At 59.5% G+C, this 16,942-nt stretch carries 14 protein-coding genes; 9 read left to right on the top strand and 5 right to left on the bottom strand.

Features of this window, described 5'->3' with window-relative positions; genetic code table 11:
* Positions 1-78: 78 nt before the first annotated feature.
* Positions 79-1,464, top strand: coding sequence for an HD-GYP domain-containing protein (locus AU11_RS12660; RefSeq protein ID WP_043319706.1), 1,386 nt, complete (start codon positions 79-81; stop codon positions 1,462-1,464).
* A gap of 4 nt (positions 1,465-1,468) precedes the next feature.
* Here AU11_RS12660 and AU11_RS12655 read toward each other — a convergent pair whose 3' ends face one another.
* From AU11_RS12655 to rsgA, 4 genes are all read right to left on the bottom strand, one after another.
* On the bottom strand, positions 1,469-2,689 hold the full coding sequence (locus AU11_RS12655) for an MFS transporter (protein WP_043319705.1): 1,221 nt from the start codon (positions 2,687-2,689) through the stop codon (positions 1,469-1,471).
* A gap of 213 nt (positions 2,690-2,902) precedes the next feature.
* Positions 2,903-3,754, bottom strand: coding sequence for an archaetidylserine decarboxylase (gene asd / locus AU11_RS12650; RefSeq protein ID WP_043319704.1), 852 nt, complete (start codon positions 3,752-3,754; stop codon positions 2,903-2,905).
* Between the two features lie 172 nt (positions 3,755-3,926).
* Positions 3,927-4,733, bottom strand: a complete 807-nt coding sequence (locus AU11_RS12645; RefSeq protein WP_043319703.1) for a sulfurtransferase — start codon at positions 4,731-4,733, stop codon at positions 3,927-3,929.
* A 30-nt stretch (positions 4,734-4,763) separates the two neighbouring features.
* Positions 4,764-5,795: a small ribosomal subunit biogenesis GTPase RsgA gene (gene rsgA, locus AU11_RS12640; protein WP_043319702.1), complete on the bottom strand. Its 1,032-nt coding sequence runs from the start codon at positions 5,793-5,795 to the stop codon at positions 4,764-4,766.
* 136 nt (positions 5,796-5,931) lie between these two features.
* On the opposite strand from rsgA, the gene orn reads away from it, so the two are divergent.
* Positions 5,932-6,474: an oligoribonuclease gene (gene orn, locus AU11_RS12635; RefSeq protein ID WP_197023837.1), complete on the top strand. Its 543-nt coding sequence runs from the start codon at positions 5,932-5,934 to the stop codon at positions 6,472-6,474.
* A 395-nt stretch (positions 6,475-6,869) separates the two neighbouring features.
* On the opposite strand, the gene queG is transcribed toward orn, so the two are convergent.
* Positions 6,870-7,997, bottom strand: coding sequence for a tRNA epoxyqueuosine(34) reductase QueG (gene queG, locus AU11_RS12630; protein ID WP_051687236.1), 1,128 nt, complete (start codon positions 7,995-7,997; stop codon positions 6,870-6,872).
* Positions 7,998-8,129: 132 nt separating this feature from the next.
* On the opposite strand from queG, the gene AU11_RS12625 reads away from it, so the two are divergent.
* From AU11_RS12625 to hflX, 7 genes are all read left to right on the top strand, one after another.
* Positions 8,130-9,674 (top strand): NAD(P)H-hydrate dehydratase, encoded by a 1,545-nt coding sequence (locus AU11_RS12625; RefSeq protein ID WP_081848101.1) that lies wholly within the window; start codon positions 8,130-8,132, stop codon positions 9,672-9,674.
* Between the two features lie 10 nt (positions 9,675-9,684).
* On the top strand, positions 9,685-10,182 hold the full coding sequence (gene tsaE, locus AU11_RS12620) for a tRNA (adenosine(37)-N6)-threonylcarbamoyltransferase complex ATPase subunit type 1 TsaE (protein ID WP_043319700.1): 498 nt from the start codon (positions 9,685-9,687) through the stop codon (positions 10,180-10,182).
* A 71-nt stretch (positions 10,183-10,253) separates the two neighbouring features.
* Complete coding sequence (locus AU11_RS12615; protein WP_043319699.1) at positions 10,254-11,591, top strand: N-acetylmuramoyl-L-alanine amidase; 1,338 nt, start codon at positions 10,254-10,256, stop codon at positions 11,589-11,591.
* Positions 11,592-12,005: 414 nt separating this feature from the next.
* On the top strand, positions 12,006-13,901 hold the full coding sequence (mutL, locus tag AU11_RS12610; RefSeq protein WP_043319698.1) for a DNA mismatch repair endonuclease MutL: 1,896 nt from the start codon (positions 12,006-12,008) through the stop codon (positions 13,899-13,901).
* Positions 13,902-13,944: 43 nt separating this feature from the next.
* Positions 13,945-14,868, top strand: coding sequence for a tRNA (adenosine(37)-N6)-dimethylallyltransferase MiaA (miaA, locus tag AU11_RS12605; RefSeq protein ID WP_051687354.1), 924 nt, complete (start codon positions 13,945-13,947; stop codon positions 14,866-14,868).
* A 181-nt stretch (positions 14,869-15,049) separates the two neighbouring features.
* Positions 15,050-15,337 carry an RNA chaperone Hfq gene (hfq, locus tag AU11_RS12600; RefSeq protein WP_043319697.1) on the top strand — a complete coding sequence of 96 codons (288 nt, stop codon included), beginning with the start codon at positions 15,050-15,052 and terminating at the stop codon, positions 15,335-15,337.
* Between the two features lie 190 nt (positions 15,338-15,527).
* Entirely contained in the window at positions 15,528-16,865 is a 1,338-nt protein-coding gene (gene hflX, locus AU11_RS12595; RefSeq protein WP_043319696.1) for a ribosome rescue GTPase HflX, read from the top strand.
* Positions 16,866-16,942 lie beyond the last annotated feature (77 nt).

Genomic DNA, 16,942 nt, shown 5'->3' with positions numbered 1-16,942 from the left:
TCTGTGCCCGGCAAGCATGGACACGGTTGTGAAGAATATTTAAAACAAAAACCATACGGTTAACTCGGCACTTATCTGGTGGCAATCCAACAGGCGAAGGTATTCGTTGAAGACCTGCAGCGAGGCATGTTTGTGTCTCGCCTGGATCGTCCGTGGACGCGCACCCCGTTTGCGTTACAGGGTTTCTATATCCGCGACCTGGAAGAGATCCGCCAATTGCAGAAGTACTGCCGATTTGTGTATGTGGACGTGATCAAAACTGTGGGTGATGTGGGCGTCAAGCTGCGTCAGATAACCCGTGCCGCTGCCGAATCCACGGCAAAAGATCCCCTCAACAAAAGTGTTCCTCGTCGTATACCGGTCGCCATCAACTGCAAGCCGGTCCAGGTTCGCCATAACAGCTATGCCGCCCCCGAGTCGGTGCGCAAAGAGGCGCCCAAAGCACGGCAGCTGCACCAGCGTATTATCGAAGGAATGCATCAGGTGATGGTGCAGTTACAATCCAATCAGCCGCTGCCGACGGCCCAGGTGAATCAAACTGTCTCGCGAATGGTCGACAGTGTGTTGCGCAGCCCGGATGCTTTCTCCTGGCTGGCGCGGGTGCGCGAGAAAGACGAACAGACCTACAGCCACTCGGTACGCGCCAGTGTGTGGGCGGTGGTATTTGGCCGGCATATCGGTTTGCGGCGGCAGGAATTGGTACAGCTGGGAGTTGCCACCCTGCTGAAGGACGTGGGTAAACTTTACCTGGCAGATGCGGTGTTGAAGGCTGAAAAACGGGATCCGCGTGCGGAGCTGGAATACCGGAAGTTTGTCGATTACAGCGTAAAGTTGCTCTCCAGTGACCCGAATATCGACCGCAATGTGTTGACCATCGTTCAGTGCCATAAAGAACAGTACGACGGTAGTGGCTACCCGAAGGGTTTGCGAGGGGGGCAAATCCCGGTGCTGGCCCGTATGTGCGGCATCGTGACTTTCTACGATGAAGCCACCAATCCCCGCGGAGCCGAATTCCCCGTACCCCCTTCCAAGGCGGTGGCGCAGCTTTACGATCTGCGTAATTCGGCTTTCCAGGAGCAGTTGGTGGTGGAATTTATCCAGTCTATCGGCCTCTACCCGACGGGCACACAGGTGGAACTGTCCACCGGTGAGATCGCTGTGGTGGTGGAGCAGAGTCACCAGCGCCGTTTGAAACCCAAGGTAATGCTGGTGACTGACGCGCAGAAAAAGTTGCTCCCCAAGCCGCGCCTGTTCGATATGGCTGCGGACGACGATCGCAAGTTGGCGCGGGTGAAAAAGGGTAAAAAATCCCTTGCCGAGGCGGGGCTGATTACCATCGTTCAGGATATGGATCCCAGCCGTTACCCGGCGATCGATGTAGCGCGGATACGCGATCAATATCTGTACGAACAACGTCTACCAGCATTTGTTGCGCGTTTTCTGCCAGCACGTCTGTCCAGCTGATATCTTATCTCGATCTATTTTTTTGCTGTGCGGTCAGCGGAGCGGCAAGTGTCAGCAGGCTTGCCAGCAGCACAATAAGCGCAAGCGATAGCGCCACACCCATCACATTTACTCCCCGATCCAGCATCATTCCGATCAGCAGCGGCGAAGCTGCCGTTGAAAACACCATGCTCGCCTGCGAAACCGACCGAATTGCCCCCAGATGCGTGCTGCCATAGCGCTCAGGCCACAGTGCACTGCCGGCGGTACCCGTACCCGCCTGGGCGATGCCAATCAGGGCCAGGTAAACATATGGCACCCATGGGGCATCACTGAATGCCAGCAGCACCAGTGCGGTAATCATTGGTATCAGCGCAATAGGCAAGCTGCGCTGTGCACCAAAGCGATCAACCAGGTTGCCTGCGAAAAACAGCGCAAGCAGGTGTCCTGCCGCATAGCCCCCAAAGGCACCGGCCAAAACCGACATTGACCAGTCCCGCTCATCGGCAATGGCGCCCTGGTGAAACAGCACGGCGGTGACCACAAACGGTGTCATCAGCGCGGCGGGCAGCAGGCACCAGAACCCGCGATCGCGGAGTACCTGTGCGCGGGTGTAGTCGCCTTCATTCTGCGAAATTGCTTGAGATGATTGCGGGCTATCCTCTCCGGCATTGCCGGCGAGCCAGAGCAGTGTGGGTAGAATTGCGAGCAGTAACAGTCCCGCAGACAGCAGCCATACACTGCGCCAGCCACTGTGTTGGATGATCAACGAGCCACTGGTTGGCAGCAACGCTTCGGCGATGGGAAATCCCAGTGCGGCCAGTGCAATCACCTTGCCGCGATTGGCGGTGAAGTATCGCCCCGCGGTTGTCATTCCCATATGGGTCATAAAGCCCTGGCCGGCGAAGCGCAGCAGGAAAAATCCCGGCAGCAGCATCCAGGCGGATTGTGCGAACGCCAGTACTAGGCAGCCTCCACACAGCAGCAAAACACCGAGCGCGGCCACGCGCTTCAGTGGCCAGCGATCCACCAGTGTGCCTGCGCCTAACAGAACGAATGCCGATAACAGTGTGGCACCGCTGTAGCTGGCGCCGTACCAGCTGTTGCTCAGATTAAATTCTTCCCGCAGTGCACCGCCAAAAATCGCGATAAAAAATGTCTGACCGAAGCCGGAGGCGGCGACGGCAAGCAAAGCGAAAAACGCGAGTTTTGGGTTGCTGCGGATAAAGGCGGGAACTGGAGGCATGGACACTTGCGAATGTGTTGGTGGTACGCGTGATCGACGTTATGTGGCGGTGCCGCTACCGGGTAGGTGTTTGCGAGACACGCCGTGAACCCATCCATGGGGGCTCTTCTAAAACGTCCCTGTTTTAGAAGGTCTCGCAAACACCTACCCGGTATCGACACCTTAGCGCTGGCTTATGCTCTTCGCGTCGGGGATTGGGGACGCGAATGTCCCTTAAGTAAGGTCTCCAAAATACTCGCCCATTTTCACCGGGGTTTCCGCAGCGAGGCTTTCGAGCCAATTTACCTTATCGGCACCAAATAGCAGCACCACGGTTGAGCCGAGTTTAAAGCGACCCATTTCCTCGCCTTTTTTCAGCGCGATGGGTTTCTGTTCGTCGTAGCGGGTGGTGCGGATCTGGCGTTTGATCGGCGCAACCTGTCCCGCCCAGACGGTTTCGATGGCGGCGACGATCATGGCGCCGACGAGGACCATGGCCATGGGGCCGGCGGCGGTGTCGAAGATACACACGAGACGTTCATTGCGGGCGAACAGGCGCGGGACATTTTCTGCAGTGGTGGTGTTTACCGAAAAGAGTTCGCCGGGGACGTAGATCATGCGCTGCAGTACGCCATCTAAAGGCATATGCACGCGGTGGTAGTCTTTTGGTGACAGGTAAACGGTTGCGAATTTGCCGCCGGTAAATTGTGCGGCCACTTCGGGGTCGCCGCCCACCAGTTCGAGCAGGCTGTAGTTCTGGCCTTTGGCCTGGAAGATTCTGCCATTGTGAATTTCGCCCAGCTGGCTGATGGCGCCATCGGCGCAGCCGGCGATGGTGTTTTCACCTTCGACGATGGGGCGGGCGCCGTCTTTTAGCGCGCGGGTGAAGAAGTCGTTGAAGCAGGTGTAGGCGGTGTAGTCTTCTTCGAGTGCTTCACTCATGTCGACTTGGTATTTTTCCACAAACCATTTGGTGAATGGGTTTTTGATACCGCCGATGCGGGTTTCTGCGAGCCAGCCAGCCGCGCGCGAGAGCAGGTGCTGGGGGGTGATGTATTGCAGGAAGATAAACAGTTTCGGGTGCATTTGGGTTTGGTGGTCCCGTTTATTTGAGTTTGGTGCCAGGCCCTTTGGGAGCTCTGGATATGTCGTGTGGCGGTCAGGCACCTGCCCTTCGCATCTAATCGTTTTACTTCGTTAGAAGGTATGAATCCGTCATTCCCGCGAAAGCGGGAATCCAGTGAACAGTGGCACTGAATCAACTCTCAACCGGCGTATCCGGTAAATTACCCCACTCACTCCAAGACCCAGGGTAGGCCTTGATCGGAAAGCCGAGTGATTTTCCCACCAGCCAGGTAAACGCCGAGCGGTGGTGACTCTGGCAGTGGGTGGCAATTTCTTTCTCACCATTGATGCCGAGTGCGGAGAGAAATTCTTTCGCATCGGTGCGAATACGCAAATCCCGCTGCGGGTCCATCAACTGCGTCCATTCACAATTAATCGCGCCCGGAATATGCCCGCCGCGCATGGCGACGATACGCTCGCCGGTATATTCCGCCGGTGAACGTGCATCCCAGACTTGCAGATCGTTTTGATTCAGGCGCTGCTGAATCTGTTCCGCGTCGATCATCGGCGCATCGTCGGCGATCTGAACGTTAATGTTACTGGGCGTGATAGTTGCGTCTTCGGTGGTCAGCGGCAGGCCGGCATTTTTCCACGCGATCATGCCGCCGTTGAGGTAACTGTACTTCTTGTGGCCGATCACTTCGAGGGTCCACAGCAATCGCCCAGCCCAGCCGCCGCCTTCGTCGTCGCAGGCGACGATGTGGGTTTCCGGGGAGAGACCGATGGCGCGCATGACTTCGGTGAGGCGCTCTACCGAGGGCAGTTTGCCCGGCGCGGGCGGGGTGCCGGCCATGAGGGCCTGGAACGGGAGGCCGATGGCGCCGGGGATGTGGCCGGCGTGGTAGTTGGCTGGGGCGCTCAGGTCGATTACGCGGATTTCCTCGTATTCGAGGAGGGGGGCCAGTTGCTCCGGTTCCAGGATCAGGGGGATTTGGCTCACTGGGGGTTCCTAATGTTCTGTGGCGGTTGCTTATTCACTTTCCAGGCTGTTGCGCAGGTGCAGGAAGCTGTCCATACGCCGCTGGCTGATGTCGCCACGCTCCAAGGCTTGCTGGATGGCGCAGCCGGGTTCGCCCTGGTGGTTGCAGTCGCGGAAGCGGCAGTGGCCGATAAACGGGCGGAATTCCACGTAGCCTTCCAGAAGCTCCTGTTCGCTCATGTGCCAGATGCCGAACTCGCGGATACCGGGGGAGTCTATCAGATCGCCGCCGCTGGGCAGATGAAACAGTTCCGCGGCGGTGGTGGTGTGGGTGCCTTTGCCGGTGGCTTCCGAAAGTGCGCCGGTGCGAGCGTCGGTGCCCGGTAGCAGGCCATTGATCAGGGAGGACTTGCCGACGCCGGATTGACCGACAAATACGCTGGTGCCCTGAGCGAGGGTTTCCAGTAGTCCGTCCAGGCCTTCGCCGGTCTTTGTGGATAACTCCAGTACTGGATAGCCCAAGTCGGGATAGGGGGCGAGCAGTTCCTCGAGCGCTGCACGATTGCTGTCGTCGATCAAGTCGATTTTGTTCAACAACAGCAGCGGCTGGATGCCGGTGGTTTCCGCGGCCACCAGGTAGCGATCGATGGCGTTGGCGAAGGGCTCGGGGTAGGGGGCGATAACGATCAGGATGCGGTCGATATTGGCGGCGACGGTCTTCATGTCACCGTAGCGGTCCGGGCGCTGCAGCTCGGAATGGCGCGGCAGGCGCGCGCCGACGACACCGAGGCCGCCGGTGGATTCGCCGGTGGCGGGGTTCCACGCGACCTTATCGCCGGTGACCAGTGTGTCGATATTGGCGCGAATATGGCAGCGCTGTCGCAACTCGCTGTCGGCATCGCTCTCTACAAGTACTTGGCTGCCGTAATTGGCGATGACCAGCCCGGTTTGCTCTGGCCCCAGGTCGCCCTCTTCGGCGGCCTGGTCGAGATTCTCTTCCCGTTTGCGCGCGCGAGCCTCCCGCTCCTGCTGGATTTTGGCGATACGCCACTGCTGGCGGCGGTTGAGTTTGCGCTTGCTCATGAGGGTTCGGTTTGTGGAAAGCGGCGGATTATAACTTGCATCGATAGGTGGTTGCGGTACCTTCCCCGCTATCCTCACTTTTACTCGTCATTCAAATGGCATTTCACCGCGAACAGCGGCTGTTAAGGAGACTATTGTGGATCAGAATAATCTGATCTGGATCGATCTGGAAATGACCGGCCTCGATCCCGAGAAGGAGCGCATCATCGAGATCGCGACGGTGGTGACGGATTCCCGCCTGAATGTGCTGGCGGAGGGGCCGGTAATGGCGATCCACCAGAGCGACGCGCTGCTGAATGCGATGGATGACTGGAATACGGAACAGCACGGCGGTTCTGGGCTGGTGGCCCGGGTGAAGGAGTCTAAGATCAGTGAGCACCAGGCGGAGCGGGAGACGATTGAGTTTCTCGGCCAGTGGGTGCCGGAGGGCGCCTCACCTATGTGTGGCAACTCCATCGGCCAGGATCGTCGTTTCCTGGTGAAATACATGCCGTTGCTGGAGCGCTACTTTCACTACCGTAATCTGGATGTGAGCTCGGTCAAGGAGTTGGCTCGGCGTTGGCGCCCGGATGTGCTGGATGGGGTGAAGAAGACTTCATCGCATCTGGCGCTGGATGATATTCACGATTCGATTAATGAGCTTAAGCACTATCGTGAGCACTTTTTTCGTATGAGTTGAGGTTTGGTGGTTTCTTAGTGCTCTGTTTTTGCTTTGGTGGCGGCGGAGCGCCGGGGATCTGTTTTCAAAACCGCTGCAAGTACATCCATGTAAGCTGTGTCGGCGACGTTCCTGTCGCCGACGCTTTTGAAAACAGATCCCCGTCACTCCACCTGCAATTCAAGTTTTTAGCTCAGTAAGCTTTTACGGAATCCCGCGCCGATATTCCTTGCGAAGCTTTGCAGCGAGATATGAAGGACAGGTGCCGGGGGCGGGTTTTCAGGAGCGTCGCAAACAGGATGTTTGCGCCGCAGCGCCCAGGGATGGGTTCACAGCGGTCCTGAAACCCCGCCCCCGGTGCCTGGCCGCCACCAAAGCAAAAACAGAGCACCCAATACCACCGAACCAGAAAGTTACTAAGAAGCCCGTTTGATCTTCCGTTTTCGCCGCCGCCCACTACGCAGGCGCTCCAAGGCCCACTCAATGTGTTCTGCGACCAGCGGCGTTGCAGATTCAATCGAACTCTCCAAAACCTCGAAAATCTCCGGCGCCGGATCGGCATTGCCCAAAGCAACGGCCAGATTCCGTTGCCAGCGCTCAAACCCGATCCGCCGAATCGCCGAACCTTCCGTTTTCTTTAGGAATTCTTCCTCGGTCCAGCGGAATAAATGCACAAGCGCACCGCTATCCAGCCCGTGTCGGGGGTGAAAATCCTGTTCGCTGGTGGGGGTGGCGAACTTGTTCCAGGGGCAGATGATCTGGCAGTCATCACAGCCGAACACCCGGTTGCCCATGGCCTCGCGGAATTCTTCCGGGATCGGGCCCTTGTTCTCAATGGTCAGGTAAGAAATACAACGGCGCGCATCCAGGGTGTAGGCATCGACAAAGGCATCGGTGGGGCAGACTTTCAGGCAGGCGGTACACTCGCCACATTGATTGGGCTGCTCGCTCACATCCACCGGCAGTGGCAGATTGGTGTAGATTTCACCGAGGAAAAACCAGCTGCCCGCCTGGCTGTTGATCACCATACAGTTCTTGCCAATCCAGCCAAGCCCCGCCTTTTCCGCCAGTGCGCGCTCCATCACCGGCGCGCTGTCGGTAAAGGCGCGACCCTTCGATGCGATACCGCGCTCCTCGCAATAGCGGTCAATCTGTTGCGCCAGTTGCGCGAGGCGCTTGCGAATCAATTTGTGGTAATCGCGGCCGTTGGCGTAGCGGGAGACGTACGCCTTGTTCGAGTCTTTCAGTACCTGCACCGGCTGGGTATCCGGTGGTAAATAGTCCAGGCGTGCGCTGATCACCCGAATAGTGCCTTCTTCCAGCAGCTCCGGTCGCCAGCGCTTTTCCCCGTGGGTGCCCATCCACTCCATATCTCCCTGATAACCCGCATCCAGCCAGGCCTGCAGGCGCTCGCCGTGCCGGGTCAATTCACAGTCGGTGATGCCCACCTGCTGAAAACCCAGTTCCCGCCCCCACTGGCGGATCTGCCCGACGAGATCGGCCATGGCTTCTTGGGAAGACTGTGAGTGGTCGGGATTGGTCATGGAGTGGTGCTTGTGCCGGGGTAATGTGAAATTGGCGGGGCCGCGTGCGGCGGTTCCGGGGTTGAGGCGGTATAATTGCCGGTATTTTGCCACAGTTTAAAATTTGACCACAGTCGGAAGCAGTACGGATTTATGGATAGCCAAAACTCTATCACCGCGGAAGGTGCGCGCGCGCAGAAACCCTCGCAGAAGTTAGCGCAGAAACTCTACAGCGCCGCGGCCGTGCGCCAGCTGGATCAGTTGGTGATCAGCCAGCAGCAGATCCCCGCTATTGCGCTGATGAAACGCGCCGGTCGCGCGGCCTTCGATTGCCTGCGCAGCCGCTGGCCGGAGGTGAGCGCGATTCAGGTGTTCTGTGGCGGTGGCAATAACGGTGGCGATGGCTATGTGATTGCCGGGCTGGCCGCCCAGCGTCAGATTCCGGTCACGGTGTTTGTGGGGGTGCCCGCGGACAAGCTCAAGGGCGAGGCCCTGGAAGCCTACGGATTTGCCGAGCGCGAGGGCGCGAAATTGGTGAACAGCCTGAATGAAATGCCCGCAGCGGAGAAAAACACCGTGTTGGTGGATGCCCTGCTGGGCACCGGTTTCAGCGGCGCGCTGCGCGCACCCATGGACGCGGCGGTTGCACATATCAATGGCTCCGGTGCGCCGGTGCTGGCGGTGGATCTGCCTTCCGGCCTGAATGCGGACAGCGGATTTGTCGAAAGTGACGATTGTGCGGTGCATGCGGACGCCACCGTTACCTTTATCGGCCGCAAGGCGGGCCTGTTCCTGGGGCGCGGCCCGGCGCTGACCGGAGAGGTGGTTTTTGAAGGCCTGGGTGCGGCCGCAGAGATTTATTCACAGGTGCCGTCCCTGCTCACTCGCCACACGGGCGAGAGCCTGAAGCGGCTGCCCGCGCGTGCGGTGGACAGTTACAAGAATCAGTTCGGCCATGTAATGATCGTCGGTGGCGACCACGGTTTTGGTGGCGCGGCGATGATGGCGGCGGAGGCGGCCGCTCGCGCTGGCAGTGGCCTCATCTCTCTGGCCACGCGTCCGGAACATGTAATGGCGTCGCTGACCCGCCGCCCGGAGGTGATGGCACACCCGGTAGTGTCCGGACAGGAGCTGGAGCCACTGCTGGAAACCCCGGATGTGATCGCCGTGGGCCCGGGCCTCGGTCAATCCCCGTGGAGCGAGCAGCTGCTGGCCCGCGCCGGTCGCGCCAAAGCTGCGCTGGTAGTGGACGCCGATGCACTGAATATCCTCGCCGGTGGCCGCGTGCTCGCCGGTGTTAAACGCGATGACTGGGTGTTGACCCCGCATATTGGCGAGGCCGCGCGATTGTTGGGTATTTCCAATGCCGAGGTCAGTGCTGACCCGGTGGCGGCAGCGGGTGCGATTCAGGAAAAATTCAGCGGTGTGGTGATATTAAAAGGCGCAGGCACCGTGATTGCCCACGCCGATGGGGTGGATGTGATCAACACCGGTAACCCGGGCATGGCATCCGGTGGTATGGGTGATTTGCTCACCGGGGTGATCGCCTCACTGATTGGCCAGGGTATGGATTTGCCGGCAGCGGCGCGTCTTGGTGTCTGGTTGCACGGCGAAGCTGGCAACCGCGCTGCAGCGGATGGCCTGCGCGGATTGCTGGCCACAGACCTGTTGCCGCATATTCGCGCCCTCGTCGATTGAGGGGGCGGCAGTGAACAACCAGCCTGTGGAAACAACACTGTACCTGGCCGACGAGGCGGCTACCGTCGCCGCCGGTGAGGCGCTGGGGCAGGCGTGCCTGGATACCGGTATGGCCGATGGCCTGGTATTTTTTCTCGGTGGCCAGCTGGGCGCTGGAAAAACCACCCTCAGCCGCGGTGTATTGCGTGCATTTGGGCATCGCGGCGCGGTAAAGAGCCCCACCTATACGCTGGTGGAACCCTACGAGTTTTCCACAGAGCGGGTGTATCACTTCGACCTGTACCGTCTGGGCGATGCGGAAGAACTGGAATACATGGGGGTGCGGGATTATTTCGGCCCCGGTAGCCTGAGCCTGGTGGAGTGGTCGGAGCGAGGTGCGGGCGTGTTGCCGGCGCCGGATCTGCAGATTGAGATTCGGCTGCAGGACACGGGTCGCGCGCTAAAATTGATTGCAGTCAGTGAGGCCGGTGTCTCGGTGCTGAGCAAGGCGGTGTTTGCAGAGAGCTGATCGCTGCACCAGGACTGAAACCAGGTCAGAATAAAACCGAAAGCGTGCAGACGATTTACAGGGCAATAAAAATGATCGGAGCAGGGTTGCCGGTGGGACACAAGCAGTATCTATTTTTATTCTCGCTGCTGGCGATGCTGGTTGTAATACCGGCAGTCGGCGCGGAAGTCGAGGGGGTACGCCTGTGGCGCGCCCCGGATCACACCCGCTTGGTGTTCGACCTGGACGGACCGGCGGAACACAAGCTGTTCACTTTACAGAACCCGGACCGGGTGGTTATTGACGTGAGTGGCGCCACGCTTTCTGCTGCTGTGGATAACTTACCGCTGACCGATACTCCTATTGCCGGCGTGCGCCACGCCACCAAAAACAAACGCGACCTGCGCGTGGTGCTGGATCTCAAACAGCCGGTCAACCCCCGCAGCTTTGCCCTGCGCCGCCACGAGGCCCTGCCTGACCGCCTGGTAATCGACCTGCACGATCGCGACAAGGTGGAAGAGAAAACCATCGAGCAGGTACAGGTCAGCGGCCAGAAAGACATCGTCATCGCCATCGATGCCGGTCACGGCGGCGAAGACCCCGGCGCCCTCGGTCCAGGTGGATTGCGGGAAAAAGATGTGGTGCTGGCGATCTCCAAATATCTGCAGAAATCCATCGACAGTAATCCGGGCTTTTCCGCCAAGCTGGTACGTACCGGTGACTACTACATTCCCCTGCGCGACCGCGTGAAAAAGGGCCGCCAGTTGCGCGCCGACCTGTTTGTTTCCATCCACGCGGATGCGTTCACGCGCAAAGACGCCCGCGGTGCCGGTGTCTATGCGGTCTCTTCCCGCGGCGCCACCAGTGAAACCGCGCGTTTCCTGGCCCAGCGGGAAAATGAGTCGGATCTGATTGGTGGTGCGGGTGACCTGAGTCTTAGTGACAAGGACGATACCCTGGCGGGGGTGTTACTGGATCTGGCGATGACGGCGACGATGAACGCGAGCCTGGATATCGGCACCAGTGTATTGAGTTCGTTGGGCAGTTTTACGCATCTGCACAAGAAGAAGGTGGAGCAGGCGAACTTCTCGGTACTGCGCAACCCGGATGTACCGTCGATTTTGGTGGAGACCGGCTTTATCACCAACCCCCAGGAAGCCCGTCGCCTGCGTGACCCGATGTTCCAGCGACGCATGGCGGAGAAGCTCAGCGAAGGTATCGTAGCCCACTTCACCTCCCGCCCACCGGCAGGCAGTTGGCTGGCGGCGAATGCCAGCCGTATCGATCGCAAGCACACCATTGCCCGAGGTGATACCCTGTCTGGCATTGCTGCTCGTTACAACATTTCCGTTGCAGATCTGAAGAAGGCCAATGGCATGCAGACTTCGATGATTCGGGTGGGGCAGACTTTGACTATCCCTTCGGGTTGAGCACCGTGGTCCCGGCCTGCAGTAGCTTTGCTTTAAAGGTCCTCCGGAGGCGCCAAAACACTGGGTATGGGTTTTCAAAACCGCTGTGAATACGTCCATGTACGCTGCGTCGGCGACGTCCCTGTCGCCGACGCTTTTGAAAACCCATCCCCAGCATTTTGGCTTCGCATATGCCCCGCAGGTAGCTTCATCCTTCCGCTAACGAAGTAGTGAGATTCGAATTTAGCGGGAGTGCCGGGGTGTTGTTTTTGGAAGCGTCGCAAACAGGATGTTTGCGACGCAGCGCCCAGGGATGGGTTCACAGGGGGGCGCCTAGCTCGGTTCCAAAAACAACACCCCGGTGCTCCGGCGCCACAAACTCCAATAGAACCCCGAAGAATGTGGCAAAGGGGTTAGCCGAAACACCAAGATCCAATGCCAGAAAATATCCAATTACTTTCCCCAAGACTTGCTAACCAGATCGCCGCCGGTGAGGTGGTGGAGCGGCCCGCGTCGGTGATTAAAGAGCTGTTGGAAAACAGCCTCGACGCCGGTGCAACACGGCTGGAAGTGGATCTGGATGCGGGGGGCACCAAGCGCATTATGGTGCGGGACAACGGCAAGGGGATTGAGAAAGACGATCTGCACCTGGCCCTGGCCCGCCACGCCACCTCGAAAATCCACGCCCTCGAAGACCTGGAAGCGGTAGCGACCCTGGGCTTCCGCGGCGAGGCCCTCGCCAGTATTTCATCCGTCGCCCGCCTCACATTGACCAGCAGCCGCGAGGAAAGCGGCAAGGGCTGGGTAGTGTCTGCAGAAGGCCGCGAGATGGAAACCCAGCTGGCGCCGGCCGCGCATCCCCGCGGAACCACGGTAGAAGTGCGGGACCTGTTTTTTAACACCCCCGCGCGGCGAAAATTTTTGCGCACGGAAAAAACCGAATTCAATCGCGTCGACGAAACCATCAAGCGCCTCGCACTCTCCCGTTTCGATGTTTCCATCAGCCTGCGCCACAACGGCAAGGGCGTGCACAACCTGCGCGGCGGGGCCAGCCGTGCAGAAATGGAGCGTCGCGTTGCGCAGTTGTGTGGTCCGGCGTTTATGCAGAATGCGCTGCATATCGAAATGGAGCGCAGCGGCCTGCGCCTGTGGGGGTGGGTGGCGGAGCCGGCGTTTTCCCGCTCCCAGGCTGATCTGCAGTTTTTCTATGTGAACGGCCGCGCGATTCGCGACCGGGTGGTGAGCCATGCGGTGCGCCGGGCGTTTGCCGATGTGCTGTACCACGGTCGCCATCCGGCGTTTGTACTCTATCTCGAACTGGATCCGGCCTCGGTGGATGTGAATGTCCACCCCACCAAGCACGAGGTGCGCTTCCGCGACAGCCGTCTGGTGCACGACTTTCTGTTCGGCTCCCTGCACCGGGCGCTGGCGGATGTGCGCCCGGGCGCCCGCGAAGAGGGCGAGGAGCAGGTTGCTTCGCCACAGGTTTCCGGCGTGGCCGCGGGAGAGTTCTCTGGGCAGGAGCGGATGCCATTATCCTCGGCGCCGCCCCAGCCAGCTCAGCAAGCTGGCGGGTTTTCTGGTCAGGGGTACGGTTCGCAATCGTCACCGCAGCGTATCCAGCAACAGATGCAGGGTTACGGTGAACTGCACAAGCCGTTCGAAGGGGGTGTGCAGGAAGCGCCGGCAACTGCCCCGGCCGCAGGTGCCTGGTCGCAACAGCTGCCCGCAGAGTCCGAAAGCGAAGCGCCACCGCTGGGTTTCGCCATCGCCCAGCTCCACGGCATCTATATTCTGTCCCAAAACGAGCACGGCATGGTGGTGGTGGATATGCACGCGGCCCACGAGCGTATCGTCTACGAAAAAATGAAAACCGCACACGCCGCTGGCGGCATTCAGGCACAGCCGCTGCTGGTGCCGGTAAGTCTGGCGGTGAGCGAGCGCGAGGCGGACTGCTTTGAAGAGCGCGAGGAAGTGTTCACTTCCCTCGGTTTTGTACTGCAGCGCGCGGGCCCGGAAACCCTGATGGTGCGCCAGGTGCCTACCATGCTGCACGGTGCCCCGGTGGAACAGCTGGTGCGGGATGTGCTCAGCGACCTGTTGGCGGAAGGCAGCAGTGACCGCATCGGCAACCAGATCAACGAGATTCTCTCTACCATGGCCTGTCACGGCTCCGTGCGCGCCAACCGCAAACTGACCATTCCGGAAATGAACGGCCTGCTGCGGGATATGGAGCGCACCGAGCGCAGCGGCCAGTGCAACCACGGCCGTCCCACATGGACTCAAATCAAATTAGGGGATATGGACAAGTGGTTTATGCGAGGTCAGTAAGTTGAACGCTTCGGCTGAACGCCGCCCCCGTGCCATTTTCCTGATGGGCCCGACCGCTTCCGGCAAGACCGATCTGGCCATGGCGATCAGTGATCAATTGCCGGTGGAGTTGATCAGTGTGGATTCCGCGCTGGTGTACCAGGGGCTGGACATCGGCTCCGCCAAGCCCACGCCGGAAGAATTGACCCGTTACCCTCACCGGCTGATCGATATTTGCGATCCCGCCGAGAGCTATTCTGCGGGTCGCTTTCGCGGCGACGCGCTGGCGGCGATGGAGGAAATCAGTGGACGCGGAAAAATTCCGCTGCTGGTTGGCGGAACCATGCTCTATTTCAAGGCTCTATTGCAGGGCATGGCGGAAATGCCGGAGGCCGATCCGCAGTTTCGTGCGGAGATAGAAGCGCGCGCTGCGCGCGAGGGCTGGCCGGCGCTGCATGCGGAATTGCAGCAGGTCGATCCAGAGCTTGCCGCCGAGTTGCACCCGAATCACTCGGTGCGAATCGAGCGCGCACTGGAGGTGTATCACCTGACCGGCAAGACCATGACCCAACTGCGCGTGGAGCAGGAGCAGACCTCGCCGGTGGCGCACTTCGATGTGCAACAGCTGGCGATCGTGCCGGAGGATCGCAGTATCCTGCACCGGCGCATTGCCGAGCGCTTCGAGCGCATGCTGGAGAATGGCTTTATCGACGAGGTGAAAGCACTGCGTGCTCGCGGTGATCTGCACAAGGACCTGCCGGCGATTCGCGCGGTGGGCTACCGCCAGGTATGGGAGTACCTGGATGGCGATACCGATTACGATAAGATGGTGGCGGCGGGTGTCGCAGCCACCCGGCAGCTGGCCAAGCGTCAGTTGACCTGGTTGCGGCGCTGGCCCGACTTGAACCGGATCGGCGCCCAGGAGCCTGGCGGGAAAGTCCGCAAAATCGATGAAATGTTGCCAGAGGCCTTGAAATTTCTTGGTTGAGCAGCCATAACGTGAGTGGGCCGGTGTATCCGTCCCAAATCAGTCAGTTATTCACAGAGCCTTGTTAATTTTTGGCTCTTTTTTATACGCCTCATTACCATGGCCGTTTCTTCAGTCCGCGGGATTCGCGGACGCGATCGTGCGTCATCTGGCGACTTATCTTTTGGCAAGGAGAACAAAGATGTCAAAAGGGCACAGCTTACAAGACCCTTACCTGAACGTTTTGCGTAAAGAGCGTATCCCGGTTTCTATCTATCTGGTCAACGGCATCAAGCTGCAGGGCCAGATCGAATCTTTTGACCAGTTCGTAGTACTGTTGAAAAACACCGTAAGCCAGATGGTTTACAAACATGCAATTTCCACCGTTGTTCCCTCCCGTGCCGTGCGTGTGCCGCTGATGAATCCGGCAGGCCAGGGTGGTGAAGGTGGTGCCCCGGAGGGCGGTGAGCGAGACAGCTTCGGCGGTTAATCCGTCAGTTGTTGAGATGCAATGTTCTGAAGAGCGCCGCGGTCAGCGGTGTCGGCTACAGTGCCTGCCATCCCGCAAAATTGCGTAAAGTTGTATTCAGCGCCCCGGCTCGTCCGGGGCGTCTGTTGTTCGGCGCCGGTGCATCCATCACCATGTGCGGCCCCAACTATTGATTCCAAGAGAATAATCCTTGTTTTTTGATCGCCCGGAATCCGGAGAGCTGGCTGTGCTGGTGCATCTGGAGCTTTCTGCTATCGACAGCCCCGACGACCCACGGGAGTTTGAAGAGCTGGCACTGTCTGCCGGTGCCGACCCGGTGGCATTCATCTTTGGCCAGCGGGCCACTCCCGACCCCAAGACATTTGTCGGCCGCGGCAAGCTTGAAGAGATCCGTGAGACGGTCACCAAGCACGACGCTGCGCTGGTGATTTTCGATCACACACTCTCTCCCAGTCAGGAGCGGAACATCGAGCGCGAGCTCAAATGCCGGGTGCTCGACCGCACCGGGCTGATTCTGGATATCTTCGCCCAGCGCGCGCGCACCCATGAAGGTAAGCTGCAGGTCGAGCTGGCGCAGCTGCGTCATATGTCCACTCGCCTGGTGCGGGGCTGGACCCACCTTGAGCGCCAGAAGGGCGGTATCGGTTTGCGCGGTCCCGGTGAGACCCAGCTGGAAACCGACCGCCGGCTGTTGCGTGCGCGTATCGACTCCATTGAGAAGCGCCTGGACAAGGTGCGTCGTCAGCGCGACCAGGGGCGCCGCGCCCGCTCCCGTGCAGAAGTGGCTACGGTCTCACTGGTGGGTTACACCAACGCCGGCAAATCCACCCTGTTCAATCGCATCACCGATGCGGATGTGTATGTGCAGGATCAGCTGTTCGCGACCCTGGACCCGACCATGCGCCGGGTGGACCTGCCAAATGTCGGCGCGATGATCCTCGCCGACACCGTAGGTTTCGTATCACACCTGCCACACCGGCTGGTAGAAGCCTTCCGCGCCACCCTGGAAGAGGCGGCCAATGCCACCCTGTTGTTGCACGTAGTGGATGCTGCGGCAGAGAACCGCCTGCATTTGATTGAAGAGGTTCAGACGGTACTCGAGGAAATTGGCGCGGCGGATTTGCCCCATCTGCTGGTGTACAACAAACTGGATCTACTGGCGGATGCCGAACCGCGTATCGATCGCGACGATCAGGGGGTGCCCCGTGCGGTTTGGCTGTCGGCAGTCACCGGTGCTGGTTGTGATTTACTGGTCGAGGCCATTGCCGAGCGGCTCGGTGAACAGATGGTGAGTGGCGCCATCGTTATTCCACCGCAGCACGCGCGCCTGCGCGCGCAGTTGTTTGAAGGGAACGCGGTTCAGGAAGAAAACTACCGCGATAATGGCGACGTAGAATTACAGGTACTGCTGCCGCGCGCGGAGTTGCAGCGCCTGATGGCACCTTTCCGCGAGGTGTCCAATCCACCCCAGTGGCTACCGGAAAAACCGGAAGATGAGCCAAAGCCAGAAGATTGGGAAGTGGACTGAACGGATCCCGCTGCTCGGCGCGACCTAGGCAATCAATGCTAGAATTTGCGTCAGCTAATGATTAATAAATTGCAGAG

It is taken from the genome of Microbulbifer sp. HZ11, from assembly GCF_000708675.1.
Taxonomy (GTDB): Bacteria; Pseudomonadota; Gammaproteobacteria; order Pseudomonadales; family Cellvibrionaceae; genus Microbulbifer.
Note: the sequence above shows the minus strand (reverse complement) of the source record. Positions and strands in the feature narration are given on the sequence as shown.